The organism is Exiguobacterium sp. UBA1053 (genome assembly GCF_002316465.1).
GTDB lineage: Bacteria > Bacillota > Bacilli > Exiguobacteriales > Exiguobacteriaceae > Exiguobacterium_A > Exiguobacterium_A abrahamii.
Window position 1 is genome coordinate 707,958 of the sequence record NZ_DCDO01000013.1, and the last position, 24,296, is coordinate 732,253.

Sequence of the window (24,296 nt, forward strand, 5' to 3'; positions counted from 1 at the left end):
TCACTCTACACCAACATTATAAAAAGTAAAAATTAAGATAAATTTTTTAGGATAACTCCATGTTTATTCTTCCATTCAATCAATCCATTGGCACTTCTGCCCGTAACAATATCAGCTGCTAACGACGGACTTGAAAACAATAAGTCTTCGATTACTATGTATTCTCCATCAATTATTTGAATTTTATTAGAGTCAATTAATTCTTTTCTTTTGACTTTCAATCGTTCCGAGAATGAATTGACAACTTCTGACGCAATTTTAGAGTTTTTAAAAACAACGAACCCTTCTGATGTTTGAGCTCCCATACTATCGGCACCTCTTGGGCCTTTTAAGTATAGAACGTTCTCATTCTCAGTATCGATATTCTTTTGAACTTCTGAGAATAATTTATGTCCTAGCATATTTACCAACATTTCAACATTCTCACCAAAAGTATTCATCTCAGCACGATCTGCCTCTGATATAGAAGGCATCGGGGGAATATTACCGTTTACGATTTTATAACGGTTTGCTTTTTTTGCTCTATGATACAGTTTGTTCTCTAAATATTTAATATGTGCTTTATTCAAGTTCTCATCTTTACTAATAAACACAATCACTTCATTCCAAAAATCTTTTTCTCGTAAATGATCTTGAAGACGATTATACACTTCTTCAGCCTCACCAATATATACTGCTTCTTCATCTTCTTCGTTTCGACCGAACAACATATAAATTCCAGTTGAATTTAAATTAGGTCGATCATTACATTTTTTAACTTCAGTACGTGGAATTCTATAAGCGAGACCAGTCCAATTTGACAATTCACACGTTAATCTGCCATCAGAATTACCATCAATTAAAAACATTTTAATTGTCTGACCAAATTTCATATTTAGTTCTCCTTATTAATTTTTTTATTTTGTTTTTATATATTTATAAATAGTTTTTTATACTAAAAAGTACTTGAACCCATTTAATGAGATTCAAGTACTTTTTTGAAATCCTCTGATTTCGTCGTATGGAGACGGTGGGAGTCGAACCCACGTCCGAAGGCATCGTATACTTAAGCTTCTACGTGTGTAGTCAATTTATTGGGATCTCGTCGTCAGGCTGCCAATTGACAGGCGTCCGTCCGACCAGTCTGATTCCATCTCTTCTCTTTCCCTCCAGACGGAAGGGTCCAAGCGTAGCCTGTTTAAAGTGAGACCCTAGAAATCAGCCGACCAGGCGACAGCTGCTAGGATCCGTAGCGGCAATTACGCTGCTGCGAGTTGTGTGTTAGTTTTGCCAGTTATGGCTGGTGCGTTTTAACGAGGCCGACCCCTCGACACGCCACAGAAGACCGAACTACCCCCGTCGAATCCGTAACGTCCCCAAGATAATAAATTGGGGCTTTCCGAATACTAATATTCTAGCAGAAAAGTGTTACGGGTTCAATACTTTTGCTTATCGCGTAGTGCTCGTTCGATATCACGCTTCGCATCCTTCTTCTTCAGATCATCGCGTTTATCGAATTTCTTCTTCCCGCGTCCAAGTCCGATCAAGCATTTTGCGTACCCATTCTTAATGTAGACCTTGAGCGGTACGATCGTATAACCGTCGCGTGAGACCGCTCCGATCAAGTTCGCAATCTGTTTCTTGTGCAGCAATAGTTTCCGCGGACGGAGCTGTTCATGGTTGTAACGGTTCCCCTGTTCGAAGTGGGCGATGTTCGAGTTCCAAAGAATCGCTTCTCCCCCGTCGAACCGGACGAACGCGTCCCCGATACTGATCTTCCCTTTACGGACCGACTTAATTTCCGTTCCCGTTAGGACGAGACCGGCTTCAATCGTATCCTCGATCGCATAATCGAACGAGGCCCGTTTGTTGTTCGCTAAGACTTTCGAATCTGTTCCCTTTGGCATGTTCGTTCACCACATTTCCGATGCGGAAGCGCTTATTTGCGCTTCCGTTTCTTATTCGAGACCGCCTTATGGAATGGCGGTTTATCTTTCTTATTCTTTAACGAGAATCCTTTTCCCTTGCTTTGGTCGCTCTTACCCGACCGTTTCTTGCCACGACGATCGTCCTTCTTCTTGTCATCGCGTTTTTGTCCCGGACGTCCACCGCTTGAACGGATCGTCTTCGACTCGAACCGTTTCTTCGGTTGCCGCTCTGGCATTCCGACGACGCTGAAGTCGATCGTCCGTTCATCGATATTGACGTTCGTGACCTTGATCTCAACGACGTCCCCAATCCGGAACTGTTGCTTCGTCCGCTCACCGATCAGCTGATAGTTCGCTTCATCGTAACGGTAGAAGTCATCCGTCATCGCTTGGATGTGGACGAGTCCCTCGATCGTGTTCGGCAATTCGACGAACATCCCGAAGTTCGTGACACCGCTGACGACGCCTTCAAATGTCTCACCGATGTGTTGCTCCATATACTCGGCTTTCTTCAACGCGTTCGTTTCCCGCTCGGCATCCACCGCACGACGCTCGCGTTTGGACGAATGATCGGCGATTTCCGGAAGGATCTCCGAGTAACGGTCTTGCGTCTTTTGCGACTTGTCATTGTAGATGACGTATTCACGGAGCAGACGGTGGACCATTAAGTCCGGGTAACGACGGATCGGTGACGTGAAGTGCGTGTAGTAGTCCGTCGACAGACCGAAGTGACCGATCGGTTCGATGTCGTATTTCGCTTGTTGGAGCGAACGGAGCATGACCGTACTGACGACCGCTTCTTCCGGCTCGCCTTCGACGGCGTTGAGGATCGATTGCAACGTCTTCGGTGCGACCGACTCACCCTTGCGTTCGACGTTGATGCCGAAGTTACCGATGAACTTGAAGAACGTATCGAGACGTTCTGCTTTTGGCTCATCGTGGATCCGGTACATGAACGGCAGTTTTTGACGCTGGATGTGCTCGGCGACCGTTTCGTTCGCTGCGAGCATGAATTCTTCAATCAGCTTCTCAGCGACCGACCGTTCGCGGAGGATGATCTCACTTGTTTTGCCTTCTTCGTTGACGAGAACCTTCGCTTCTGGGAAGTCAAAGTTGATCGCCCCGCGACGCGAGCGCCGTTCGCGCAGGATTGCTGCGAGTTCCGCCATCTTGTCGAAGTACTCGACGAGATCCTGATACTTCGCGATCACTTCTTCGTCTTCGCGCTCAATGATTTTCCGGACATCCGTGTACGTCATCCGTTCTGTCGTCTTGATGACACTCTGGAAGATTTCATGGTTGACGACAGCACCGTTCGCATCGATTTCCATGATACAGCTGAGCGTCAGCCGATCGACGTGCGGATTGAGCGAGCAGATTCCGTTCGATAGACGGTGCGGAATCATCGGGATGACGCGGTCGACGAGATAAACACTCGTTCCGCGCTCACGCGCTTCTTCGTCGAGTGCTGAATCTTCTTTGACGTAATGCGAGACGTCGGCGATGTGGACACCAAGCTCGAAGTTGCCGTTCGCTAACTTTTTGACGTGAACCGCGTCATCGAGGTCTTTTGCGTCTGCTCCATCGATCGTGACCGTCAATTCGTTTCGTAGATCAACGCGTCCAACTAAATCTTTCTCATCGATCTGATCCGGTACAGCATTTGCCTCAGCGATCGCTTCCGGTGAGAAGTCGACGTTGATGCCGTGCTTATGGACGATCGACAAGATGTCGACGCCTGGGTCATTTTTGTGACCGATGATTTTTAAGACTTTCGCTGTTCCCGCGTAGCGACCGTCCGGATACTTCGTGATCCGGGCGAGGACTTTATGACCATCGACGGCACCGAGTGTATCGTCGTTCGCGACGACCGGTAAAAACGTCAGCTTCGTATCATCCGGTTCGATATAAGCGATCGATTCGATCCGTCCTTTTGGACTGACGAACGTTCCGACGAAATCAGCTGGTCCGCGTGAGAGAATCTTGAGCAGTTTCCCTTCACGACGGTCGCCGCCGTTTGACTCGGCAAACACTTTGACGAGGACACGGTCGCCGTTATAGACGTTCTTCAGCTCCGGTGCCGGCAAGAAGATATCGCCTTCTGAACCGTCTTCCGGTGAGACGAAACCGAATCCGCGTTGATGGACGGAAATCTTCCCTGCGACTTGACCGATTTGCGCAAGCGTTCCGTACTTGTTCGAGCGTGTCCGGGCGATCAACGCTTCGTCTTCCATCGCGTTCAGCGTCCGAATCAATTCCTTGAATGCTTCCGTATCCGCTAGTTCTAGTTTTTTCGTTAATTGATCAATCGACAACGGACGTTCTTCCGTCGTGATGACCGTTAGTATTCGTTCACGTAATTCCAACGTGACACCTCCAGTTACTTGCTCCAGTTCAATGACTCCAGGAAGTCCAAGATGTCAGAGTGGAGCTGGTCTTTTTCTTTGTCGAGCGTAATGACGTGACCTGAGTTCTCATACCAGATCAGCTCTTTTTGGAAGGCACTGACTCCATCATGGATGATGTTCGCGGAGTCGGTGTTGATCATGTGATCGTTGCGCGCTTGGACGACGAGCGTCGGTGCGTAGACGTCCTCGAGCGAATCGCGTGTCTCGCGCAACAGTTCCTGTAAGTCCTTCAAGGTCGGCATCGGTTCGAAGGACGCCATCTCGTGGTCGATTTCTTCTTGTGATTTGCCTTCTCGCTTCTTGAATTCTCGTGCGTACTCGGTGACTCCTGCATACATAACTTCTTCACTTTTGATGTAGGCGGGTGCACACATCGGGATGACCGCTTTGACCGGACGGTTCATCGATAACTTCAGCGACATGACGCCACCGAGCGACAGTCCGCAAACAGCGATTTCGTCATAGCCTTTATCGACGAGTTCCTGATATCCGGCAAGGACATCCTGCCACCAGTCGGCTGGCCCGGTCTTCGTCAGCTCTTCGGGTGGGGCAGCGTGCCCTTTATATTGTGGTGCGAGGGACGTATAGCCCTGCTTCTGTAAATAGCGACCGAGGATGCGGACATCCGCGCTCGATCCCGTGAATCCGTGTAATAGTAAAACGGCACGTGGGCCGGCTTCGAAAAAGAATGGTTTTGGTAAAGTGATTTTCATAAAATGATTCCCCCTCTAACTCTATACCCCATATCCGGAAAAAATGAATATCGAGAAATACAAAAAACGACAGCGCGATCATACGGCTGTCGTTTCAATGCTCACTTATAAAAAGCGACGAGTAACGCCAAGATGAAGAGTAATGCCCCTAAGATAGACGCCACACGATTTAGGACCGCATCCAAGCCACGAGCTTTTTGGCGACCAAATAATTGTTCTGCTCCACCCGTCAATGCTCCGAGTCCGGTCGTACGACCCGACATCAATAGAACGACGATGATGAGAAGAACGGAAACGACGATGAGGCCGACAAGAGCCACGTTATGAATGATCATCGATGATCCTCCTTCAGTAATATACGCTTCTTTCATTATAGAGAAAAACAAGTACGGGAACAAGGAATAGATTTAGGAACTTTTTCCTGCCTGACGAAAAGAGACACCTGAATCGTCGACTCAGGTGTCTCGTCTCCTTATTGTTTGATCAATTCGAGATCAACTGGGATGTTCTTCTCGACTGTTTCACCTTTTAAGTGCTTGATGGCTGTCTCGACACCCATCTTCCCGATCTCAGTCGGTTTTTGAGCGATCGTTCCTGCCATTTTTCCGTCTTTGACGGCTTTGACGGCATCATCCGTCGCATCGAAGCCGATGACTTTGACATCGTTGAGACCCGCTGCTTTTAATGCTTCAACCGCACCGAGTGCCATCTCATCATTGTGCGCGAAGACGGCTTTGATGTCTTTGTTGTTTTGGAGGATGTTCTCCATGACCGACAAGCCTTTTGCCCGGTCGAAGTTTGCTGCTTGTTTTGCGACGACGTCAAGTTTACCATCGACTGCTTCATGGAACCCTTTACCACGATCACGAGTTGCGGATGCTCCTGGAATTCCTTCGAGTTCAACGACTTTCGCTTTATCGCCGACGAGTTCGATCATGAACTCACCTGCTTGTTTCCCACCCGCGACGTTATCTGACGCGATGTGTGCGACGACGTCGCCTGCTTCTGCATTTCGGTCAACTGTAATGACGGGGATGTTCGCATCGTTTGCTGTTTGGACGGCTGCACCAACTGCTGCTGAATCCGTTGGGTTGATCAAGATGAGATCAACTTTCTTTTGAACCATGTCTTCGATGTCGCTTGCTTGTTTTGCCGCGTCATCTTGTGCATCCGCGACTTGAAGAGTTGCGCCTTGTGCTTTTGCTTCTTGTTCTGCCCCTTCTTTTAACGAGACGAAGAATGGGTTATTGAGGGTTGAAATCGAAAGACCAATCTTGAAGTCCTTCGTCTTTTTCTTCGTATCACCGTTGCTGCTGCCCGGTTGTTCCGTCGAACAGGCGGCTGCGAAGACCATTAATGCCATCATGACGACTGCAAGTAGTTTTTTCATCTGTAAATCCTCCTTTTTGAGTGTGGGTTACGCTGCTTGTTTCCGGTCCGCGAGTACCGCGAACAAAATGACTAAACCTTTGACGACGAGTTGGAAGAACGAGGAGACACCAAGCAAGTTAAGTCCGTTGTTCAGTGTTCCGATGATCAAGGCACCGATCAAGGTACCGACAATCCAGCCACGACCACCTGAGAGGCTCGTCCCACCAAGGACGACCGCTGCGATGGCGTCGAGTTCGTACGATGTCCCCGCCGTCGGCTGTGCCGAGTTCAGACGAGACGTCAGGATGATTCCGGCAAGTGCCGCCATCAACCCTGAGAGTGAGTAAATCATGATTTTGACTTTATTGACTTGAATCCCCATCAACTTCGCTGCTTCTTCGTTGCCACCGATCGCATACGTATAGCGACCGAACGTCGTCTTCTTCAAGATGAAGTAGAGGACCGCAAAGGCGATTAACATCGTTAGGACCGGTACCGGGAAAATCCAGAAGTAACCGCGTCCGAACAGTTCGAACCAGCCACCTTGGCTCAGACCAGTTATTGGTTTCCCGTCCGTATAGACGAGCGTCAATCCGCGGAAGATCGTCATCGTCGCAAGTGTTGCGATGAATGGTGCGACTTTCCCGAGCGAGATGACCATCCCGTTTAACGCACCCATGACAGCTCCGACGATTAAACCAGCCAGAACAGCGATCAACGCTGATGTTCCGTCCGTCATCAGACCCGCGACGAAGGCGGACGAGAGGGCGAGAATCGAGCCGACCGATAAATCAATCCCACCTGTCAGAATGACGAACGTCATCCCGAAGGCAATCAAGGCATTGATCGAGACTTGCCGTAAGATGTTAAATAAATTATTCAATGTTAAAAAGTCCGGTTCCATGATCGAGACGACGAGGACGATCGCGAACAATCCTGCGAGTGGTCCAAGCTTTTGTCCAATCCCAAGACGTCTCGGTTTTGCTTCCGTTACCTTGCCTTGCATCAATTCCATATCATTGTCCTCCTGTCGCAAGTGTCATGATGCTTTCTTGCGTCGCTTCCTGTCGTGTCAACATGCCGCTCATCTTGCCTTCGCGCATGACGTAGACCCGGTCGCTCATCCCAAGAATCTCCGGGAGGTCCGAGCTGACCATGATGATCGCGACCCCCGCCGCAGCAAGTTCGTTCATGATGAGGTAAATCTCTTTCTTCGCCCCGACGTCGACACCACGTGTCGGTTCGTCGAGGATCAAGACTTTTGGTTGTGTCCCGAGCCATTTCGCGAGGACGACCTTCTGTTGGTTCCCACCGGACAGTGACTTCGCCGGCTGGTCCATCGAGCTATGCCGGACCGAGAGCGACTTCAAGTACCCTTCTGCGAAATCACGTTCTGCCTGATCCTTGATGACACCAGATCTTGATAACGAACGAATCGTCGGCAGCGAGATGTTCTCACGCAGTGAAAAGTCGAGGAACAAGCCTTCGCCTTTGCGGTCTTCGGTCAAAAAGCCGATACCCTGACGGATTGCGTCGTACGGTGTCTTGATTTTCAGCGACTGTCCGTTCAGTTCAATCGTCCCGTCTTTCAGGCGATCGACTCCGAACAATCCGCGCATGACTTCCGTCCGCCCCGCACCCATCAAACCAGAGAAGCCGATGATTTCACCCGCCTTGACGGAGAACGAGACATCGTCGAATCGTTTCCCGCTCGCCTGTTTGACTTCAAGGACAGTTGCACCGATCGACACGTCACGATCCGGATACCGTTCGCCCATCTCACGACCAACCATCTCTCGGACGATTTGTTCGAACGAGGTCTCGGGAATCGCGTGCGTCGAGACGGAGATCCCGTCCCGTAAGACCGTGATCCGGTCACAAAGCTCGAAGATTTCCTCCATCCGGTGTGAGATATAGACGATCGAGACACCTTGATTGCGCAGTGCCGTCGCGACGCTGAACAAGGCACGAATTTCCCGCTCCGTCAGTGCGGCTGTCGGTTCATCCATGATGATGACCTTCGCGTCCGTCATCAAAGCTTTTGCGATCTCAATCATCTGTTGCTGACCGACCGATAACGTCCGGGCAAGTTGATCGACGTCCATGAAGACGTTTAGTTCCGCGAGTTCACGTTCTGCCTGCCGCTTCATCTCGCCTTGCTTGAGAATCCCGAAGCGTGACTTCAACTCCCGTCCGAGGAACAAGTTCTCCGTCACCGTCAAATCCGGGAGGATGTTCAGTTCCTGGTGGATGAAGGCAATTCCCGCTTCCTCGGCAAGCTTCGGATTCTTATATTCGACGTCCTGTCCATCGACGCGGATCGTGCCTGCGTCCGCCTTATGGACACCGGTCAAAATCTTCATCAGCGTCGATTTTCCGGCACCGTTCTCTCCCATCAAGGCGTGAATCTCACCCGCAGCGAGTTCGAAGTCGACACCTTTCAGGACAGGGACGGGACCGAATGCTTTTTTGATACCTGTCATCTCGATACGCATCGCATGACCCCCTTAAAAGATTACGCCGGAATGGAAGATGACATTTGCGTACGGTGTCGCTTCTCCGGTCCGGATGATGACCTTCGCCTGCTGTGTCTGTTTCTTGAACTCTTCATGCGAGACGAACGTCGTCTCGATCTGCATGGCTTCCAGTTGCTTGAGAACGTCCGGATTCGCTTCTTTGATTTCCGTTGCCAGAGTCAACTGTTCGATTGCCATGTCACCGGCGACGACACGGACGACGTCGAGGAATGATGGTGTGCCGAGTTCCAGTGCTAAATCAATCCGTGCGACCCCGTCTGGAATCGGTAAGCCGCAATCGGCGATGACGAGCGTATCGGTATGCCCGAGATCGGTCAGGACTTTGCTAATATGACTGTTTAAGATACCGTGCTTCTTCATGCTTCTCCCTCCATCTGTTCCCGAGTCGGCATGCCGCCTTGAGCGCCGAGCGCACGAATGGATAAGCCGGCTGCCCGGTTCGCGAAACGAATTGCTTCGACGAGCGGTTGTCCTTCCGTTAAGGCAACGGCTAAGGCACCGTTGAACGTGTCCCCTGCTCCTGTCGTATCGACGACGGTCGTTTCGATCGCGGGAATCGTCACGATTGCCTCTCCATCGTAGAAGCGTGCCCCGCGACTCCCTTCCGTCACGATCAGTTTATTCGGATATTCCATCAGCCAATGTTCGATCGGTTGGTCTTGTCCGAAGATCAAACCACATTCATGTTCGTTTGGCGTTAAGTATGTGACGTGTTTAATCAATTCCGGACTGAGTGACATCGCCGGTGCTGGATTCAAGACGACTGGAATGCCGGCTGCATGTGCTTCGCGAGCAACGGTCTCGACCGTTTCGATTGGAATCTCGAGCTGGAGTAAGATGATTTCACTGTCTGCGAGAATCGGTGCGAGTGCGTTATTTGCAAACTTCACATGTTGATTGGCAGACTGAACGACGACGATCGAGTTATCGCCTTCAGCGAGCGTGATGTGTGCCGTTCCTGTCCGTTCACCTTCAATCGTTTGTAAGTGCGTCGTCTGCACTCCTTGCATTTTGAAGTTTTCGCGGATCGCTTCACCGTTCGCGTCACTACCAACGCAACCGATCATTTCGACGGTACTGCCAAGACGCGCGACTGCGACCGCTTGGTTCGCACCCTTTCCGCCCGGTACGGTATGAAAGGCATCCCCGATGACCGTTTCGCCTGCACCTGGACGGCGTTTACTTTCGACGACGAGATCCATCGAGATACTACCGATGACACTGATTTGTTTCATGCTTCCTCATCCTTCCGTTTCGTCGTTTCCCGTTCGATGATCTCAACCGTCAACTCATGATGGACGGCGGCAATCGGTGTGCCTTCAATCCGTTGAATCAGGAGTTTCGCCGCTAGTTCTCCCATTTGATAGATTGGCTGCGCAATCGTCGTCAACGGTGGTGAAATCATTTGTCCGAGTTCGATGCCGTCATAGCCGATCACTTGTAGCTCGTCCGGAATCGTAATTCCGCGCTCTGCAGCGACCTGCACCGTTGCTGCAGCGATGACATCGCTCGCGGCAAAAATGCCGTTGCAGTGATAGTGATCAAAGAGATAGTTCGCGGCATCGAGCGCTCCTTGAAAGTGGAACGGTGACTCGATGCTTGCGACGAGATTCGTTCCGGCGACTTCCTCGAAACCGTCCCGCCGTTTCTTGATCGTCGGGAGTTTTGAGGGACCACTGATGACGGCTAGTTCAGTTGCACCTGCTTCCAGTAAAAGCGAAGCCGCCTTCTTCCCGCCCTCGTATCCGTTTGACGTCACCGTCGGAATCGCTCCTTGTAACACACGGTCTAACGCTACGACCGGCACTTCGAGTTCTTCATAGTTCGGATTGTTCGAGTAGTTCGTCGTGATGATCAATCCGTCGACATGCATTGCCTCGAGTGACTTGATATATTCGCGTTCTTTCTGAAACTGTTCGTCTGTGTTACACAAAATGACCTGAAAACCATGTTGATGTGCCATATCTTCCACAGCCCGTGCGAGTTGTGGGAAGAACGGGTTCGTGATGTCTGGAACGATCAATCCGATCAGTCCGGACCGTTTTTGGAACAACGATCGCGCGACCCGGTTCGGTCGATAATCCAATTGTTTGATTGCCTGAAGCACCGCCTTACGCGATTTCTCACTGACATAACCCTTTTCGTTCATGACGCGTGAGACCGTCGCGACAGAGACATGTGCCGCTTTCGCTACTTCCCGGATGGTCGACATGTTTCGCCACCTCTTCCTTTTGATAACGCTTACAAGAATCATCATATTGTGTAACCGGTTACACATCAATCTTTTTTATTTAAAATATATTTTATTTTTTTCAAACGCGTAGATTGCCCCATAAAAAAGAAGCCTGACACCGCATCAGACTTACGATAATTTCATATCTTGAACGTTCTGAATCATCCTCAAATAAAGACGATCAGCGACAGACCCGTCAAAATATTAATGAATCCTAACCCATCCGTCGCTTTTGTGTATAACGATGGTGTATCTTTTTTAACGCTATCGTTTAGAAACATTAATGTGATAGCGATTACTGTTGTTACGCCTAGTGGCGCATTGAGAAAACTATCCGAGTATGTAAAAAAGTTATTCGTAATGTATGCACTGTTTAAGACGGACAATCCGAACAGTATTTTATGCATGCAAGTCACTCCTATAATCACCAGGATTTTACGAAACCGAATACTATCTAATTTCGCTTCTCCTTCATTATAGAATATTCTTCCAGTTACTCTTCCTTACACTATTGAAAGAAAGTATTTGGAGGTATACGCAAATACACCGTAAGACAGCGTCACGCCAGCTTACGGTGTATTAATTGTCAGATTAGATAGCACTAGACGATTGATTTTCAGAAAAGACGGAGACTCCTGCGGGAATAGCGGAATAGGTAAGACCCCGCAGGAGCACACGCGACGAGGAGGCTTGCCTTTCGCCCGCGGAAAGCGACGTCTTGGACGAAAATCAATGAATATCTTCGCTTTGATTCTTTTTATTTTTCTTCTCTGTATACAAACGTCGAATCAAAGTAACAACAAACGCAATGATTGCCAGCGGCTCAAACAAATAAATCAACAGGAACGTGACATCAATAACGGCATCCTCCGGATTATAACGGATGATATAGAGCGCACCGGGTAAGATGGCAATCAGTCCACCAATTCCGAGTGCCGTTCCCAAAATCAAACTCTGACGTGAAAATCGGCTCGTGATTTGATACAAACCGATGAATAGTATGAGTTCCGTAAAATAGATGAGGCGCAACGGGATGTCACCAATCGACGTATCAAGCCCTAAAAATAAAAACCGAAATAGCATGTCGATTCCCCCTTCCTTCTAGTTCTACCCCGAACAGCGTCCTCGTAATGCTAGATTTTCAGTTTCCCTGCATATCCTCGCTTCAATTAGGGAATAGCTAGAGAGTTACAGTCACATACAGAGAGTTGGGATCGGATGAAAGAAGAACACTCGATGAAGGTCGTCAGTTGTTTGAATGATTATTTCGAACGTCATCAGCAACCCCTTCAGGTCGATCTCTTAAGAGGTTTACCACCGATCGTGCTATTGTTGCGCGATGATGCGAAACGTGCCTTTCCAAAAGAAGCGAATTTGCACGATGAACTGTTACAAGACATCAAACGTTTGATTCAGGAATGTTTGGATCCCGATACGTTACGCGAATTAGGAATCGATGTCGATCTCCCGGACTTTTTCGTGACCCGTGCACCGCTTCATTCTGCCCATCATTATCTCGTTACATTCATTGAAGATTGATTCTGCTCTTATGATGAAAATAGCGCGTTCTTTGATCACGTGATGACGTGAAGAAAGAACGCGCTATCTTTATGCAAAAACCGATAGCGCCAAAGCACTACCGGTTTTGCTTCCCTTCACGTATGGTAAAGACAACTTAATTCTCAACCTCAAGAATCGCTTCGATTTCAGCTTCTACTTCTTTGTTGACCATTTGCGAACGTTTTTTACGTAATTCGAGATCCATCTCCTGATCAATGAACTGATTCGTATGATTGTCGAAGCAATCAAAACAGATCGGATAAAAATCTTTTGCTTCTTTGTTCAATGAGTTGAATTCCCACGTGTCGAGTTCCAAGTAACTGACTTGGTTGTTCGTTTCAGTTCCACAGATTTCACACTTCATCTTCATTCCCCCTTACGCGTCAATCTTCGCTTTTTCGAGTTGGCGCTCTTGACGTTCCTTGATACGTTTTAAACGTCCATGATACTTCATGATGTTCGCTTGAGATTGTTTCGCTTCTTCGCTTGTCGGTTCTAAATCAGCGATGCCCCAGAATTTGACGACGACGTCTAATACTTGGTCGAAGTATTGGAGGGGTCCATAGTTCGTATCAACAGCAATCGTCTTCATCCGTTCCGTGAAGTCCGGCATGACAGCACCTGGCATCGAGAAGTTGATGATGACGTCTTCGAAGAAGACGATGAAGTTCGGGTCAAGCTCTAGGTGTGCTTTGACCGTGTCACGATAGAACGCATAATGGAGTGCTTCGTCCTTCGCTAGACGACGGAGTAGCGTTGCTAAGTCTTTGTCGTGTGCCCCTGCGATTTTCGCAACGTTGTTATAGAAGACGAGTGTCGCTAACTCTTGCAGTGACGTATACGCCATTGTTGCTAGCGGGTTCGTGAAGTCCGGGAACCAGCCGTTTTCAACGACGCGTCTTCTTAATTGATGAAGTCGCGTTGGATTGACGTTTCGCGTGACGAGTAAATATGTCTCGAGTAAGTTCGAGTGCTGATCTTCTTCTGCTGTCCATGTCCGGACGAAGTCATTGATGACTTCCATCGAGTTCTTGAACGTATAGTCTAAGTGCGACGTATACCACGGTAAGTTGACTTCTGTCAGCAATGCCGTCTCAATCGCTACGATGACGCCTTCTGGAAGCGTGACTTGGCTTTCGTCCCAAGGAACACGTTTGAATGACATCGCCTTATCCCACGGAATGAACTCGTGATAGCTCCAGTCAATATTGGCTGAACGCTCCTTGTGTAGTCGATATAACTCTTGAATGCGTGGTTCTAAACGGATATCTAAATCTGAATTTAACATGATCCTGTCTCCTTTAGACGTATTTTCATCTGCATCGAGCAAGATGTAATTAATCCCTATAACTATTTAATTTGCACTTATTTATGAGTATAACATTTTAGTCATCTACTCAGATGAATCAATTTTTTGACAGTTCATCATAGTTTTGATGACAAAAGCGATTTTCATGTTTGACATTGCTTGATATAAAAACCTCCTATCCGTGTGTACGTATCACACGAATAGGAGGTTTTGCTTATAGCTTATTCAAACGATCAACCTGAAATTACTTCTTGAGGTTGTAGAATGATTTGATTCCGTCGTAGACAGCAACGTCTGAAAGCATGTCTTCGATGCGGAGAAGTTGGTTGTATTTCGCGATACGGTCTGTACGTGAAAGTGAACCAGTTTTGATTTGACCAGCGTTTGTCGCAACAGCGATGTCAGCGATCGTTGAATCTTCAGTTTCACCAGAACGGTGAGAAACGACAGCTGTGTAACCAGCTTTTTTAGCCATTTCGATTGCGTCGAATGTTTCAGTCAACGTACCGATTTGGTTAACTTTGATGAGGATCGAGTTAGCGATGCCTTTTTCGATACCTTCAGCAAGTTTCTCAGTGTTCGTTACGAACAAGTCATCCCCAACGAGTTGGACTTTGTGTCCGATACGATCTGTAAGAAGTTTGTGACCATCCCAGTCGTTTTCGTCACAGCCATCTTCGATTGAGATGATTGGGTATTTGTCGACGAGTTGTGCGTAGAATTCAACAAGCTCTTCTGTTGAGAGGACTTTGCCTTCGCCAGCGAGGTTGTATGTTCCAGCTGCTTTATCGTAGAACTCAGAAGAAGCGACGTCCATTGCAAGGTAAACATCTTCGCCTGCTTTGTAGCCAGCTTTTTCGATTGCTTCAAGGATAACTGTGATTGCTTCTTCGTTTGATTTCAAGTTTGGAGCGAATCCACCCTCGTCACCAACTGCTGTGTTAAGACCCATTCCGCTAAGAACTGATTTCAACGCGTGGAAGATTTCAGCACCCATACGAAGAGCTTCTTTGAATGTTGGAGCACCGACAGGCATGATCATGAACTCTTGGAAGTCCACGTTGTTGTCTGCGTGTGATCCACCGTTGATGATGTTCATCATTGGTGTTGGTAATGTTTTCGCGTTGAATCCACCGAGGTATGTGTAAAGTGGAAGACCAAGCTCATCAGCAGCAGCACGTGCAGCAGCCATAGAAACACCAAGGATTGCGTTAGCGCCGAAGTTACCTTTGTTTTTCGTACCGTCGAGATCGATCATCTTTTTGTCGATTCCAGCTTGGTCGAAGACATCGTAACCGATGATTTCTGGTGCGATTTTTTCGTTGACGTTGTCAACAGCTTTCAAAACACCTTTTCCGAGGTAACGTGCTTTGTCGCCATCACGGAGTTCGACTGCTTCGTGCTCACCAGTTGATGCACCTGATGGTACGAGTGCGCGACCGAAACCGCCATCTTCTGTATAAACTTCTACTTCTACTGTTGGGTTACCGCGTGAATCAAGAATCTCGCGTGCGTAAATCTCTGTAATCATTGACATTTAAATTCGCTCCTTTTGTGTGTAAGAAATATGTGCTGTAATTCTTTCGATCGACGGGATTATTTCTTCAATACGATCGATTTACCAGTCATCTCTGCTGGTTGGTCCGCTCCGAGGAGATCAAGGACCGTTGGTGCGAGGTCAGCGAGTGCACCTGTGAGTGGTTCAAGGAGTTCAACGTCCTCGACCGTCACGATACATGGAACGGGTTCTGTCGTATGCGCCGTCATCTTACTGCCGTCCGCATTGAGGACTTTATCCGCGTTCCCGTGGTCAGCCGTGATGACTGCCGCGCCGCCTTTGCTGAGAATCAAGTCAACGACTTTCCCAAGACACTCATCGACAGCTTCGATCGCCTTTTTCGTCGGCTCGAGCATACCCGAGTGACCGACCATATCCGGGTTTGCGAAGTTGAGGATGATAGCGTCGTGTTTGTCCGAGTTGATTGCGTCGACGAGGGCATCTGTGACTTCATAGACGCTCATCTCCGGTTTCAAGTCGTATGTCGCGACTTTTGGTGAAGGGATCAAGATCCGATCTTCCCCTTCGTATGGTTCTTCACGTTGTCCGTTGAAGAAGAACGTGACGTGCGGATACTTTTCCGTTTCCGCGATGCGTAGCTGTTTGAGACCTTGTTTTGACAATGTCTCACCAAGCGTGTTCTTGATGTCTTCAGGCGGGAAGACGATGTCCGTATCAATCGCATCCGAGTACTTCGTCATTGAGACGAGTAGCAGGTTCTTCGGTGCGTTGTCTGGAATTTCGAATCCGTCGAAGCCACCTTTTTCTTTGTAGACTTTCGAAAGCTGAATCGCACGGTCAGGACGATAGTTGAAGAACACGATCGCATCGTTATCGTGGATCGGTGCGACTGGCGTACCGTCTTCCTGCACGACAACAGTTGGTTCGATGAACTCATCCGTTACGTCTTGTTTGTACGAAGCTTCAACCATGCCGATTGGATCCTTCGTCGTTGGACCTTCACCGAACGTGATGGCGTCATAGACTTTCTTGACGCGTTCCCAACGGTTATCGCGATCCATCGCATAGTAGCGACCAGAGATACTCGCGAATTGTCCAACATTCAATTCATCCATCTTCGCTTGCGCGTCACGGAGGAAACCAGCGCCCGATTGTGGGTCGCAGTCACGACCGTCCGTGAAAGCATGGAGGTAGACTTTTTCGATTTCGTGAAGTTTCGCGAATTCGAGCACTGCATATAAGTGGTTGATGTGACTGTGGATTCCACCGTCAGAGACCAAACCGAAGATATGAAGCGCTGAACCGTATTTCTTCACGTGACCTGCCGCATCGTTCATCGCTTGACGCGAGAAGAACGAGCGATCCTTGATCGCGTTGTTGATTCGGGATAGCGATTGATAGACGACGCGACCTGCACCGATGTTGAGGTGACCCACTTCTGAGTTCCCCATTTGACCTTCAGGCAAACCGACGTATTCGCCTTTCGCATTCAACAACGTATGCGGGTATTGACCCCAGTAACGGTCGAAGTTCGGTTTGTTTGCCGCCGTAACGGCATTTCCGAACTCCTCGTCACGCATACCAAAACCATCAAGGATGATCAGTGCGACTGGACGTTTTTTCATTTAAATCGCCTCCAACAGTTTGAGGAACGATCCTGTCTCAAGACTTGCACCGCCGACGAGCGCGCCGTCGATGTCTGGTTGAGCCATATATTCTTTGATGTTTTCCGGTTTGACGCTACCACCGTATTGGATGCGGACAGCTTCTGCTGCTTCAGCACCGAATTCAGCTGCAACGACGTCACGGACGAATTTACAAGAATCTTGTGCATCTTGTTCTGTCGCTGATTTACCTGTTCCGATTGCCCAGACAGGCTCGTATGCGACGACGAGATTTTTCACTTGGTCGACAGTAAGACCTTTAAGGCTGTTTGCTGTCTGTTCGCGGATGACGTCTTCGAACTTGCCGCCTTCACGCTCTTCCAGTGTTTCACCTACACAAACGATTGGAACGAGACCGTGCTCGAACGCTTTTTTCGCTTTGCTGTTGATGAACGCATCTGTTTCGCCGAAGTACTCACGACGCTCAGAGTGACCGAGGATGACGTAAGTCACGTCGAGTTCTTTGAGCATGAGCGGGCTGATTTCACCAGTGAACGCACCGCTCTCTTTGTCGTACATGTTTTGAGCACCGATCTTAAGATCCGTACCAGCTGCTGCTTCTGTCAAGTGTGCCAAGAATACTGCTGGCGCACAGACGGCTGCGTCGACTGTCGTCGAAGCAGGTACAGCTCCTTTGACTTCCTCAACGAATGCGACTGCATCCTTGAGCGTCAGATTCATCTTCCAGTTACCTGCGATAATTGGTTTACGCATTGAGAAACACTCCCTTGTGAACTTAGATTACTTGTCGTTTAGCGCTTCGACACCAGGAAGAGCTTTCCCTTCCATGAATTCGAGACTTGCTCCACCACCTGTAGAGATGTGGCTCATTTTGTCAGCAAGACCGAATTTCTCTGCCGCAGCAGCTGAGTCGCCACCGCCGATGATTGAGTACGCATCGCTGTTCGCAAGAGCTTGCGCGACACCTTTTGTACCGTTTGCGTATTTATCGAGTTCGAATACGCCCATCGGTCCGTTCCAGACGACGAGTTTCGAGTTCTTGATTGCCTCTGCATAGAGTTCAACCGTTTTTGGACCGATATCAAGTGACATGTGATCTGCTGGGATCTCTGTGATGTCACGTGGTCCGACATATGTTTCTTCTCCGAATTCCTTCGTGATGACACAGTCGATTGGCATGAGGAACTTAACGCCTTTTTCTTCTGCTTTTTTCATGAATTCCTTCGCTTGGTCGATTTTGTCGACCTCAAGAAGTGAAGTACCGACTTCGATACCACGAGCTGTGAGGAACGTGTACGATAAGCCGCCACCGATGATCAACGTATCGACGATGTCGAGTAAGTGATCGATGACACCGATTTTGTCCGCTACTTTCGAACCACCGATGATTGCCGTGAACGGGCGATCTGGGTTAGAAAGAGCTTTACCGAGAACTTGAAGTTCTTTTTCGATGAGAAGACCGGCAACTGCTGTGTCGACATGGTGTGCGATACCTTCTGTCGATGCGTGTGCACGGTGTGCTGCGCCGAACGCGTCGTTGACGAAGACGTCAGCGAGTTTCGCGAATCCTTTAGCGAGCTCTTCGTCATTTTTCGTTTCACCAGGGTAGAAGCGAACGTTCTCTAAGACGACGACATCGCCGTTTTCGAGTTTGCTGACTGCTTCTTCTGCAACTGGACCGTATGCTTCTTCAACGAGCTTGATGTCTTTACCAAGCAATTCGCTGAGGCGTGCTACGACTGGTGCAAGTGAGAACTCAGGGTTCTTTTCGCCTTTTGGACGACCCATGTGGCTAGCGAGAATGACTTTTGCTCCGCCGTCGATCAAGTGTTTGATCGTTGGGAGTGCAGCACGGATCCGTGTGTCATCCGTGATTTTACCGTCTTCCAACGGTACGTTGAAATCCACGCGTGTAAATACGCGTTTTCCTTGTACATCGATGTCGCGAATCGATTTCTTATTCATACATTCGTCCTCCGTCTCTTACGTATAGTGAGGGGCGAATGCCCCTCCCGCTTTTTTCCGCAATAAGAGCGGAGACTGATATCGTTTCCGCTCTTATTCAATTGCTATTTAATTGCTCGAATTACTTAGCGATTTCTGCGAAGTGTTTGAGTGTACGAACGAGTTGGCTAGTGTAAGACATTTCGTTGTCATACCAAGCAACTGTTTTAACGAGTTGTTTGTCGCCGACTGTCATGACTTTAGTTTGTGTTGCATCGAAGAGTGATCCGTAAGAGATACCAACGATGTCAGAAGAAACGATTTCGTCTTCAGTGTAACCGTAAGACTCGTTAGCAGCTGCTTTCATTGCTGCGTTGACTTCTTCTACAGAAACTTTTTTGTCGAGTACAGTTACGAGCTCAGTGAGTGAACCTGTAGCGACTGGTACACGTTGTGCAGATCCGTCAAGTTTACCTTGAAGTTCTGGAAGAACGAGACCGATTGCTTTTGCAGCACCAGTTGAGTTAGGAACGATGTTTGCTGCTGCCGCACGTGCACGACGGAAGTCACCTTTAGGGTGTGGAGCGTCGAGTGTGTTTTGGTCACCAGTGTAAGCGTGGATCGTAGTCATGAGACCTTCAACGATTCCGAACTGATCTTGGAGAACTTTAGCCATTGGCGCGAGACAGTTTGTAGTACAAGAAGCACCAGAGATAACTGTTTCAGTTCCGTCAAGGATTTCGTGGTTCGTGTTGAAGACGACTGTTTTCATGTCGCCAGTTGCAGGTGCAGAGATAACGACTTTTTTAGCGCCAGCTTTCAAGTGAAGCTCAGCTTTTTCTTTGTCTGTGAAGAAACCAGTACATTCGAGAACGATGTCAACACCGAGCTCGCCCCATGGGAGTTCTTCTGGGTTGCGGTTAGCAAGTGTTTTGATTTCTTTACCGTTGACGAGGAAGTAACCGTCGTGTACTTCAACTTCGCCGTCGAAACGACCTTGAGTCGTATCATATTTGAGAAGGTGTGCAAGCATTTTAGTGTCTGTAAGGTCGTTGATCGCGACTACTTCGATTCCATCGAATTGAAGAATTTGACGAAGTGCCAAACGTCCGATACGTCCAAATCCGTTAATACCAACTTTTACTGCCATGATAATTTTCCTCCTTTTAATGTAAAGCGAGTTATCTATTATTCAAAAGGGGGTTACCCTTTCAAAATCGAAGCTGCTGCGCCTTCATCCGTGATCAGGATGATGTCCGGCGACTGTTTGACATAGGCGTTGATCGCTTCTGCCTTCGAATGACCACCTGCGACGACGATGACGTGTTCGACTTGCTTCAAGTCAGCCAGTTGAAGACCAACCGTCTTGACCCGGTGCACGATGTTCCCGTCTCGGTCGAAGTAATATCCGAATGCTTCCGCTACTGCCTGTTCATGTTCCAGTCGGGTCAGGAGATCTTCAGACGCGCGACGACGTTTTGCCATCGTTTTCGCCTCACCAATTCCATGTACCACGATTGAAGCACCTTTAATCATTTGAAGCACATTTTTTATGCTCGGCTCTTCGATCATCTTGACGAAAGTCTCTGTGCTGACCATGTCCGGGATGTGAAGCAGATGATAATCACTTTGAGCGCGTGACGCCATCCGTGAGCATACTGTGTTCGCTTGTAGTTCGAGCGTTTCTCCCAGTCCTCCGCGTGCCGGAACGAACGTCATCGGACGGTGTTCCTTATCAGGCGACATCATCGCCGCGACGGAAGCCATCGTCGTACCGCCTGTGACAGCGATCGTATTGTGATGGTCTGAAGAAAGCTCTCGTTTGAGTCGTGCGACGGTCGCCCGCCCCATGTCTCGTTGTACCCAGAAGGTCTCATCGGAATCACCCGGTACGATGACGACGTCCCGTACTCCGAGTCTCTCTTTCAAGGCTTTCGCCATGTCTGAGATCCCTGCGAGTTCTCCCATGATGCTGTGCATGCTGCGAAGAACGTTTCGTCCTTCATCCGTCAAGGACATCCCTTGCGTCGCGACCTCTAGGAGGTCTTGCTGCTTCAAGAAGTCGACTTCCCGCCGTAAGACGCGTTCCGTCAAGCCAAGGCTTGTCGCAAGCGTACGTCGTCCGATCGGTTGCATCAGTCGTACGTAATGAAGGATGTCGTAGCGTGTCTGCATTTCTTCGATCAGATCAGGCACGATTCGTTTTTGGATCTGGACTAACTGCCGAATCATGTATTTCCCTCTCCTCTCAAGTAGCTGGACGCTTTCTGTCCCGCATGTCATAACGTGTCCCACTTGGTACACCGTTATCATAACAGTCCGTTTCTCGCCTTGCAAGTCTCGTTTCTCAAGTTTTTTGAAGTAAGCGGTTTCTTATCGTTTCCGTCTCGAATTTGCCATAACTCCAGATTTCCTCGTCATGCATGACGACCGGAATCTCGTATAAGAACCGTAGACTGAGCGCTTCATCCTGATCAATGTTGACTTCCTCGAACGTCCATTCCGGAAACTCATCGAGTACGAAGTCGAGTAAGATGGCGGCCTCTTCACATAGCGTACATCCCGGACGTGAATAGAGTGTTAAGTGTCTGTGTCGTTTTAATCCCATTCTGATTGCGCCTTCCTTTGCTGCATCGTTTTTTTCGTTAAACCAAGCGCTGCCCGGTACTTCGCGACCGTCCGCCTTGCGACTGTCAGACCGTCTGCTTGCAGGCGATCCGTCAATTGCTGATCACTTAACGGACGATCGCTGTGTTGAATGTATTCGGCGATCCGCCTTTTAATTAAAAAACTCGAATCTCCGGTTGTCGTCCGTGAGACGAACAAGTCTTCTAAAGCAACGAGACCATGGACCGTCTCGACATACTTCGCAGCAATCGCTCGACCAATCGTTGACGGATGATGTCCCGTCGCCTCAGCGACTTGTTTTTTCGTCAATGGCTCAAGATGCAGTTCTCCCTTGAACCAGCGTTCTTGTCGCTCAAGCAAGATCGAGAGGATGGCATGCATCGTGACACGGCGTCGTTCGTACGCGCGCAAAAAAGGCGTTGCCTCTTTTAATCCGAGCCACGTCTGATCCGTGTCGAGTGTCATCCAGTCGATCTGAAGTTTTCCATCTAACAGGTGAATCCGTGCTTCTGCCATGACCAATCGTTCTTCTTTTGGAAGATCCGGTGTCCGGCTCAGCCGCGTCAATCGTTTTCGCAACCGCGCTCGATCCTGTTCACTAAACTGCGCGAACACCTGACTCGCCGGTTCATGTCGCAATCGATCCGTTAGTCCGATCAATTCCGCGTCGTCTAGCTCGATCGCCTGTAACCATTGACACTCGCGCTCCGAGCGGGCAGCGATGCCGACTGGTTCACATTGTTGTAAGAGTGCCCGTGCTTCTGTAATCGTTGCAACATCGGTCGAGAAGGATGCAGCGAGCTGCTCGTCCGATGTCCGCAATAAACCGTCCGCTTCTAAATACACGATGAGTTGTTCCGCCATATATCCTATTTCCTGTCTGACTGATTCTAAACGTATTTGTGCAAGAAGCTCGTCTTCATAGGATGCCAAATGTCCTGCCATCTGCTCGACCTCTAGCGAAACCTGATTCGGGTAATGACGATGCAACCGTCGTTTCAACCGTCGCCATTCCTCCTCGAGCTCAGCTGCTGGTTGCTCAAGTACATGTAACTGATATTGTTGTGACGCCGATAACGTCATCTGTTGCGTCTGTTCCTGGCGTTGATCCATCGATTCCCCCTCCTCCACTTCTTATTATAGAAGAAACGTTTTGAAAAACGTGCTCTGAACCTTTCTCGAACCGCTCAGGAAAAGAAAAGTCATCCTTCCCTATTGCTTTTCTGAAAAAATGTCGCTATACTATTAATTGTTCAGTACATCAGATGCACCCGTAGCTCAGGGGATAGAGCACTGGTTTCCGGTACCAGGTGTCGGGAGTTCGAATCTCTCCGGGTGTACCATTTATTCAACCACAAGGCAATGCCAGCAATGGCGTTGCCTTTTTTCTATATTGATATGTTTCATTTGCCCTTGTAATGGAAAAATACCTAAAAGTCGCATCGTATCTTTTGACCAATATTGACCAAAGGATTATGATAAGAATAAGTCGAATAGGAAGCTACATACCAACTATAAGGAGGCAAAGACTATGTTAATTCCAACAGTCATCGAACAAACAAACCGCGGGGAACGTGCTTACGATATCTACTCACGTTTGCTAAAAGACCGCATCATTCTTCTCGGGAGCGCGATTGACGACAACGTCGCCAACTCAGTCGTTGCCCAACTTCTGTTCTTAGCAGCAGAAGATCCAGATAAAGAAATCTCGCTTTACATCAACAGCCCAGGTGGTTCGATCACTGCCGGTATGGCGATTTACGATACAATGAACTTCATCAAGCCACAAGTCTCAACGATTTGTATCGGTATGGCAGCATCGATGGGTGCGTTCTTGCTCCAAGCAGGCGCAAAAGGAAAACGTTTCGCGTTACCAAACGCTGAAATCATGATCCACCAACCACTCGGTGGTACACAAGGTCAAGCATCAGATATCAAAATCCATGCGGAGCGTATCATCAAAATGCGTGAGCACCTCAACAAAATCATGGCTGAAAACACAGGACAACCACTTGAAGTCATCGAACGCGATACAGAGCGTGACAACTTCATGTCAGCACAAGCTGCTGCTGATTACGGTCTCATCGACCGCGTCATGGAACGTGCATAAGTCATCCAGAGTGTCTCCTTCGGGAGGCACTTTTTTTTGTATCCATAAAGTCTTGTCGTTTATCGTTGCATACAAAAAAACCTCCCGTTCCTTATAGAACGAGAGGTCGATGATCAGTCGATCAAATCTGTGATGTCTGAAACGATATCGTGGTTTTCACGAATCAGCGAGTAGATCGCGTTCGCATGTGGCGAAAGCTCTTCTTCTGCTTGTAATTGTTTCAGGAATAAAGATGTTGCGAACGCAACGAGTGTGCTTTTCGGTACACCGATTGATTTTGCTTTTTTTGTTAACACTTCATCAAACTTCGCATCGACTGTCAGCGAAATACGTTTCTTTTCGTTAGCCATTTCAAAAACTCCTTAATTCGAACATTTAGTTGCATCGACTATATATTATAGTAGACTATGGTTCATCCCGCAAGCGACCCTC

General features: G+C 48.5%; 25 protein-coding genes, 1 tRNA gene, 1 other RNA gene and 1 pseudogene. 3 read left to right on the forward strand and 25 right to left on the reverse strand.

What is annotated here, in order from left to right:
- Window positions 1-32: 32 nt before the first annotated feature.
- From B3G15_RS11325 to B3G15_RS15960, 14 genes are all read right to left on the reverse strand, one after another.
- Window positions 33-872 carry a GIY-YIG nuclease family protein gene (locus B3G15_RS11325; RefSeq protein ID WP_214858222.1) on the reverse strand — a complete coding sequence of 280 codons (840 nt, stop codon included), beginning with the start codon at window positions 870-872 and terminating at the stop codon, window positions 33-35.
- A gap of 126 nt (window positions 873-998) precedes the next feature.
- Window positions 999-1,357: a transfer-messenger RNA gene (gene ssrA / locus B3G15_RS11330) on the reverse strand.
- Between the two features lie 58 nt (window positions 1,358-1,415).
- Window positions 1,416-1,886: an SsrA-binding protein SmpB gene (smpB, locus tag B3G15_RS11335; protein ID WP_023469198.1), complete on the reverse strand. Its 471-nt coding sequence runs from the start codon at window positions 1,884-1,886 to the stop codon at window positions 1,416-1,418.
- 32 nt (window positions 1,887-1,918) lie between these two features.
- Window positions 1,919-4,273, reverse strand: coding sequence for a ribonuclease R (gene rnr / locus B3G15_RS11340; RefSeq protein ID WP_023469199.1), 2,355 nt, complete (start codon window positions 4,271-4,273; stop codon window positions 1,919-1,921).
- A 14-nt stretch (window positions 4,274-4,287) separates the two neighbouring features.
- Window positions 4,288-5,028: an alpha/beta hydrolase gene (locus tag B3G15_RS11345; protein WP_023469200.1), complete on the reverse strand. Its 741-nt coding sequence runs from the start codon at window positions 5,026-5,028 to the stop codon at window positions 4,288-4,290.
- Between the two features lie 101 nt (window positions 5,029-5,129).
- Window positions 5,130-5,363 (reverse strand): preprotein translocase subunit SecG, encoded by a 234-nt coding sequence (gene secG, locus B3G15_RS11350; protein ID WP_023469201.1) that lies wholly within the window; start codon window positions 5,361-5,363, stop codon window positions 5,130-5,132.
- 137 nt (window positions 5,364-5,500) lie between these two features.
- Window positions 5,501-6,418 carry a ribose ABC transporter substrate-binding protein RbsB gene (gene rbsB / locus B3G15_RS11355; protein WP_195864542.1) on the reverse strand — a complete coding sequence of 306 codons (918 nt, stop codon included), beginning with the start codon at window positions 6,416-6,418 and terminating at the stop codon, window positions 5,501-5,503.
- A 27-nt stretch (window positions 6,419-6,445) separates the two neighbouring features.
- A complete protein-coding gene (gene rbsC / locus B3G15_RS11360; protein ID WP_050678685.1) occupies window positions 6,446-7,414 on the reverse strand; it encodes a ribose ABC transporter permease in 969 nt (322 codons plus the stop codon).
- A gap of 1 nt (window position 7,415) precedes the next feature.
- Entirely contained in the window at window positions 7,416-8,894 is a 1,479-nt protein-coding gene (locus B3G15_RS11365; protein WP_029342468.1) for a sugar ABC transporter ATP-binding protein, read from the reverse strand.
- A 12-nt stretch (window positions 8,895-8,906) separates the two neighbouring features.
- A complete protein-coding gene (rbsD, locus tag B3G15_RS11370) occupies window positions 8,907-9,296 on the reverse strand; it encodes a D-ribose pyranase (protein ID WP_290721023.1) in 390 nt (129 codons plus the stop codon).
- Entirely contained in the window at window positions 9,293-10,171 is an 879-nt protein-coding gene (gene rbsK, locus B3G15_RS11375) for a ribokinase (protein WP_290721025.1), read from the reverse strand. Before rbsK ends, rbsD begins: the two co-directional genes overlap by 4 nt.
- On the reverse strand, window positions 10,168-11,148 hold the full coding sequence (locus tag B3G15_RS11380; protein WP_290721027.1) for a LacI family DNA-binding transcriptional regulator: 981 nt from the start codon (window positions 11,146-11,148) through the stop codon (window positions 10,168-10,170). The genes rbsK and B3G15_RS11380 overlap by 4 nt, the downstream gene beginning before the upstream one ends.
- 188 nt (window positions 11,149-11,336) lie before the next feature.
- Complete coding sequence (locus B3G15_RS11385; protein WP_290721030.1) at window positions 11,337-11,576, reverse strand: hypothetical protein; 240 nt, start codon at window positions 11,574-11,576, stop codon at window positions 11,337-11,339.
- A 322-nt stretch (window positions 11,577-11,898) separates the two neighbouring features.
- Entirely contained in the window at window positions 11,899-12,252 is a 354-nt protein-coding gene (locus tag B3G15_RS15960) for a hypothetical protein (RefSeq protein WP_326198609.1), read from the reverse strand.
- A 135-nt stretch (window positions 12,253-12,387) separates the two neighbouring features.
- On the opposite strand from B3G15_RS15960, the gene B3G15_RS11395 reads away from it, so the two are divergent.
- Complete coding sequence (locus tag B3G15_RS11395) at window positions 12,388-12,708, forward strand: hypothetical protein (RefSeq protein ID WP_035409954.1); 321 nt, start codon at window positions 12,388-12,390, stop codon at window positions 12,706-12,708.
- Between the two features lie 136 nt (window positions 12,709-12,844).
- On the opposite strand, the gene B3G15_RS11400 is transcribed toward B3G15_RS11395, so the two are convergent.
- The 10 genes from B3G15_RS11400 to B3G15_RS11445 all read right to left on the reverse strand — a co-directional run bounded on the left by B3G15_RS11400 (window position 12,845) and on the right by B3G15_RS11445 (window position 22,867).
- Entirely contained in the window at window positions 12,845-13,093 is a 249-nt protein-coding gene (locus tag B3G15_RS11400; RefSeq protein WP_290721038.1) for a hypothetical protein, read from the reverse strand.
- 12 nt (window positions 13,094-13,105) lie between these two features.
- On the reverse strand, window positions 13,106-14,017 hold the full coding sequence (locus B3G15_RS11405) for an acyl-ACP desaturase (RefSeq protein WP_195864535.1): 912 nt from the start codon (window positions 14,015-14,017) through the stop codon (window positions 13,106-13,108).
- A 265-nt stretch (window positions 14,018-14,282) separates the two neighbouring features.
- Window positions 14,283-15,575 carry a phosphopyruvate hydratase gene (gene eno / locus B3G15_RS11410; RefSeq protein ID WP_023469213.1) on the reverse strand — a complete coding sequence of 431 codons (1,293 nt, stop codon included), beginning with the start codon at window positions 15,573-15,575 and terminating at the stop codon, window positions 14,283-14,285.
- Window positions 15,576-15,634: 59 nt separating this feature from the next.
- Window positions 15,635-17,182 carry a 2,3-bisphosphoglycerate-independent phosphoglycerate mutase gene (gene gpmI / locus B3G15_RS11415; protein WP_214852546.1) on the reverse strand — a complete coding sequence of 516 codons (1,548 nt, stop codon included), beginning with the start codon at window positions 17,180-17,182 and terminating at the stop codon, window positions 15,635-15,637.
- Window positions 17,183-17,935, reverse strand: coding sequence for a triose-phosphate isomerase (gene tpiA / locus B3G15_RS11420; RefSeq protein ID WP_023469215.1), 753 nt, complete (start codon window positions 17,933-17,935; stop codon window positions 17,183-17,185).
- Between the two features lie 27 nt (window positions 17,936-17,962).
- On the reverse strand, window positions 17,963-19,147 hold the full coding sequence (locus B3G15_RS11425) for a phosphoglycerate kinase (protein WP_290721044.1): 1,185 nt from the start codon (window positions 19,145-19,147) through the stop codon (window positions 17,963-17,965).
- A 121-nt stretch (window positions 19,148-19,268) separates the two neighbouring features.
- The gene (gap, locus tag B3G15_RS11430; protein ID WP_023469217.1) at window positions 19,269-20,276 is read right to left on the reverse strand and encodes a type I glyceraldehyde-3-phosphate dehydrogenase; all 1,008 of its coding nucleotides are present in this window, start codon (window positions 20,274-20,276) and stop codon (window positions 19,269-19,271) included.
- A gap of 53 nt (window positions 20,277-20,329) precedes the next feature.
- Window positions 20,330-21,358, reverse strand: coding sequence for a sugar-binding transcriptional regulator (locus B3G15_RS11435; RefSeq protein ID WP_023469218.1), 1,029 nt, complete (start codon window positions 21,356-21,358; stop codon window positions 20,330-20,332).
- Window positions 21,359-21,473: 115 nt separating this feature from the next.
- Window positions 21,474-21,734 carry a glutaredoxin family protein gene (locus B3G15_RS11440; protein ID WP_023469219.1) on the reverse strand — a complete coding sequence of 87 codons (261 nt, stop codon included), beginning with the start codon at window positions 21,732-21,734 and terminating at the stop codon, window positions 21,474-21,476.
- On the reverse strand, window positions 21,725-22,867 hold the full coding sequence (locus B3G15_RS11445; RefSeq protein ID WP_290721052.1) for an RNA polymerase subunit sigma-54: 1,143 nt from the start codon (window positions 22,865-22,867) through the stop codon (window positions 21,725-21,727). Before B3G15_RS11445 ends, B3G15_RS11440 begins: the two co-directional genes overlap by 10 nt.
- A 154-nt stretch (window positions 22,868-23,021) precedes the next feature.
- On the opposite strand from B3G15_RS11445, the gene B3G15_RS11450 reads away from it, so the two are divergent.
- Both B3G15_RS11450 and clpP read left to right on the forward strand, forming a co-directional pair.
- A tRNA-Arg gene (locus tag B3G15_RS11450) sits at window positions 23,022-23,097 on the forward strand.
- 182 nt (window positions 23,098-23,279) lie between these two features.
- Window positions 23,280-23,864, forward strand: a pseudogene (gene clpP, locus B3G15_RS11455) (ATP-dependent Clp endopeptidase proteolytic subunit ClpP); the annotation flags it as partial.
- 113 nt (window positions 23,865-23,977) lie between these two features.
- Here clpP and B3G15_RS11460 read toward each other — a convergent pair.
- Entirely contained in the window at window positions 23,978-24,214 is a 237-nt protein-coding gene (locus tag B3G15_RS11460; protein ID WP_023469221.1) for a hypothetical protein, read from the reverse strand.
- Window positions 24,215-24,296 lie beyond the last annotated feature (82 nt).

Coding starts and splice junctions, on each gene's coding strand:
- B3G15_RS11325 (WP_214858222.1), bottom strand. CDS start 872: ATGAAATTTGGTCAGACAATTAAAATGTTTTTAATTGATGGTAATTCT.
- smpB (WP_023469198.1), bottom strand. CDS start 1,886: ATGCCAAAGGGAACAGATTCGAAAGTCTTAGCGAACAACAAACGGGCC.
- B3G15_RS11345 (WP_023469200.1), bottom strand. CDS start 5,028: ATGAAAATCACTTTACCAAAACCATTCTTTTTCGAAGCCGGCCCACGT.
- secG (WP_023469201.1), bottom strand. CDS start 5,363: ATGATCATTCATAACGTGGCTCTTGTCGGCCTCATCGTCGTTTCCGTT.
- rbsB (WP_195864542.1), bottom strand. CDS start 6,418: ATGAAAAAACTACTTGCAGTCGTCATGATGGCATTAATGGTCTTCGCA.
- rbsC (WP_050678685.1), bottom strand. CDS start 7,414: ATGGAATTGATGCAAGGCAAGGTAACGGAAGCAAAACCGAGACGTCTT.
- B3G15_RS11365 (WP_029342468.1), bottom strand. CDS start 8,894: ATGCGTATCGAGATGACAGGTATCAAAAAAGCATTCGGTCCCGTCCCT.
- rbsD (WP_290721023.1), bottom strand. CDS start 9,296: ATGAAGAAGCACGGTATCTTAAACAGTCATATTAGCAAAGTCCTGACC.
- rbsK (WP_290721025.1), bottom strand. CDS start 10,171: ATGAAACAAATCAGTGTCATCGGTAGTATCTCGATGGATCTCGTCGTC.
- B3G15_RS11380 (WP_290721027.1), bottom strand. CDS start 11,148: ATGTCGACCATCCGGGAAGTAGCGAAAGCGGCACATGTCTCTGTCGCG.
- B3G15_RS11385 (WP_290721030.1), bottom strand. CDS start 11,576: ATGCATAAAATACTGTTCGGATTGTCCGTCTTAAACAGTGCATACATT.
- B3G15_RS15960 (WP_326198609.1), bottom strand. CDS start 12,252: ATGCTATTTCGGTTTTTATTTTTAGGGCTTGATACGTCGATTGGTGAC.
- B3G15_RS11395 (WP_035409954.1), top strand. CDS start 12,388: ATGAAAGAAGAACACTCGATGAAGGTCGTCAGTTGTTTGAATGATTAT.
- B3G15_RS11400 (WP_290721038.1), bottom strand. CDS start 13,093: ATGAAGTGTGAAATCTGTGGAACTGAAACGAACAACCAAGTCAGTTAC.
- B3G15_RS11405 (WP_195864535.1), bottom strand. CDS start 14,017: ATGTTAAATTCAGATTTAGATATCCGTTTAGAACCACGCATTCAAGAG.
- eno (WP_023469213.1), bottom strand. CDS start 15,575: ATGTCAATGATTACAGAGATTTACGCACGCGAGATTCTTGATTCACGC.
- gpmI (WP_214852546.1), bottom strand. CDS start 17,182: ATGAAAAAACGTCCAGTCGCACTGATCATCCTTGATGGTTTTGGTATG.
- tpiA (WP_023469215.1), bottom strand. CDS start 17,935: ATGCGTAAACCAATTATCGCAGGTAACTGGAAGATGAATCTGACGCTC.
- B3G15_RS11425 (WP_290721044.1), bottom strand. CDS start 19,147: ATGAATAAGAAATCGATTCGCGACATCGATGTACAAGGAAAACGCGTA.
- gap (WP_023469217.1), bottom strand. CDS start 20,276: ATGGCAGTAAAAGTTGGTATTAACGGATTTGGACGTATCGGACGTTTG.
- B3G15_RS11435 (WP_023469218.1), bottom strand. CDS start 21,358: ATGATTCGGCAGTTAGTCCAGATCCAAAAACGAATCGTGCCTGATCTG.
- B3G15_RS11440 (WP_023469219.1), bottom strand. CDS start 21,734: ATGGGATTAAAACGACACAGACACTTAACACTCTATTCACGTCCGGGA.
- B3G15_RS11445 (WP_290721052.1), bottom strand. CDS start 22,867: ATGGATCAACGCCAGGAACAGACGCAACAGATGACGTTATCGGCGTCA.
- B3G15_RS11460 (WP_023469221.1), bottom strand. CDS start 24,214: ATGGCTAACGAAAAGAAACGTATTTCGCTGACAGTCGATGCGAAGTTT.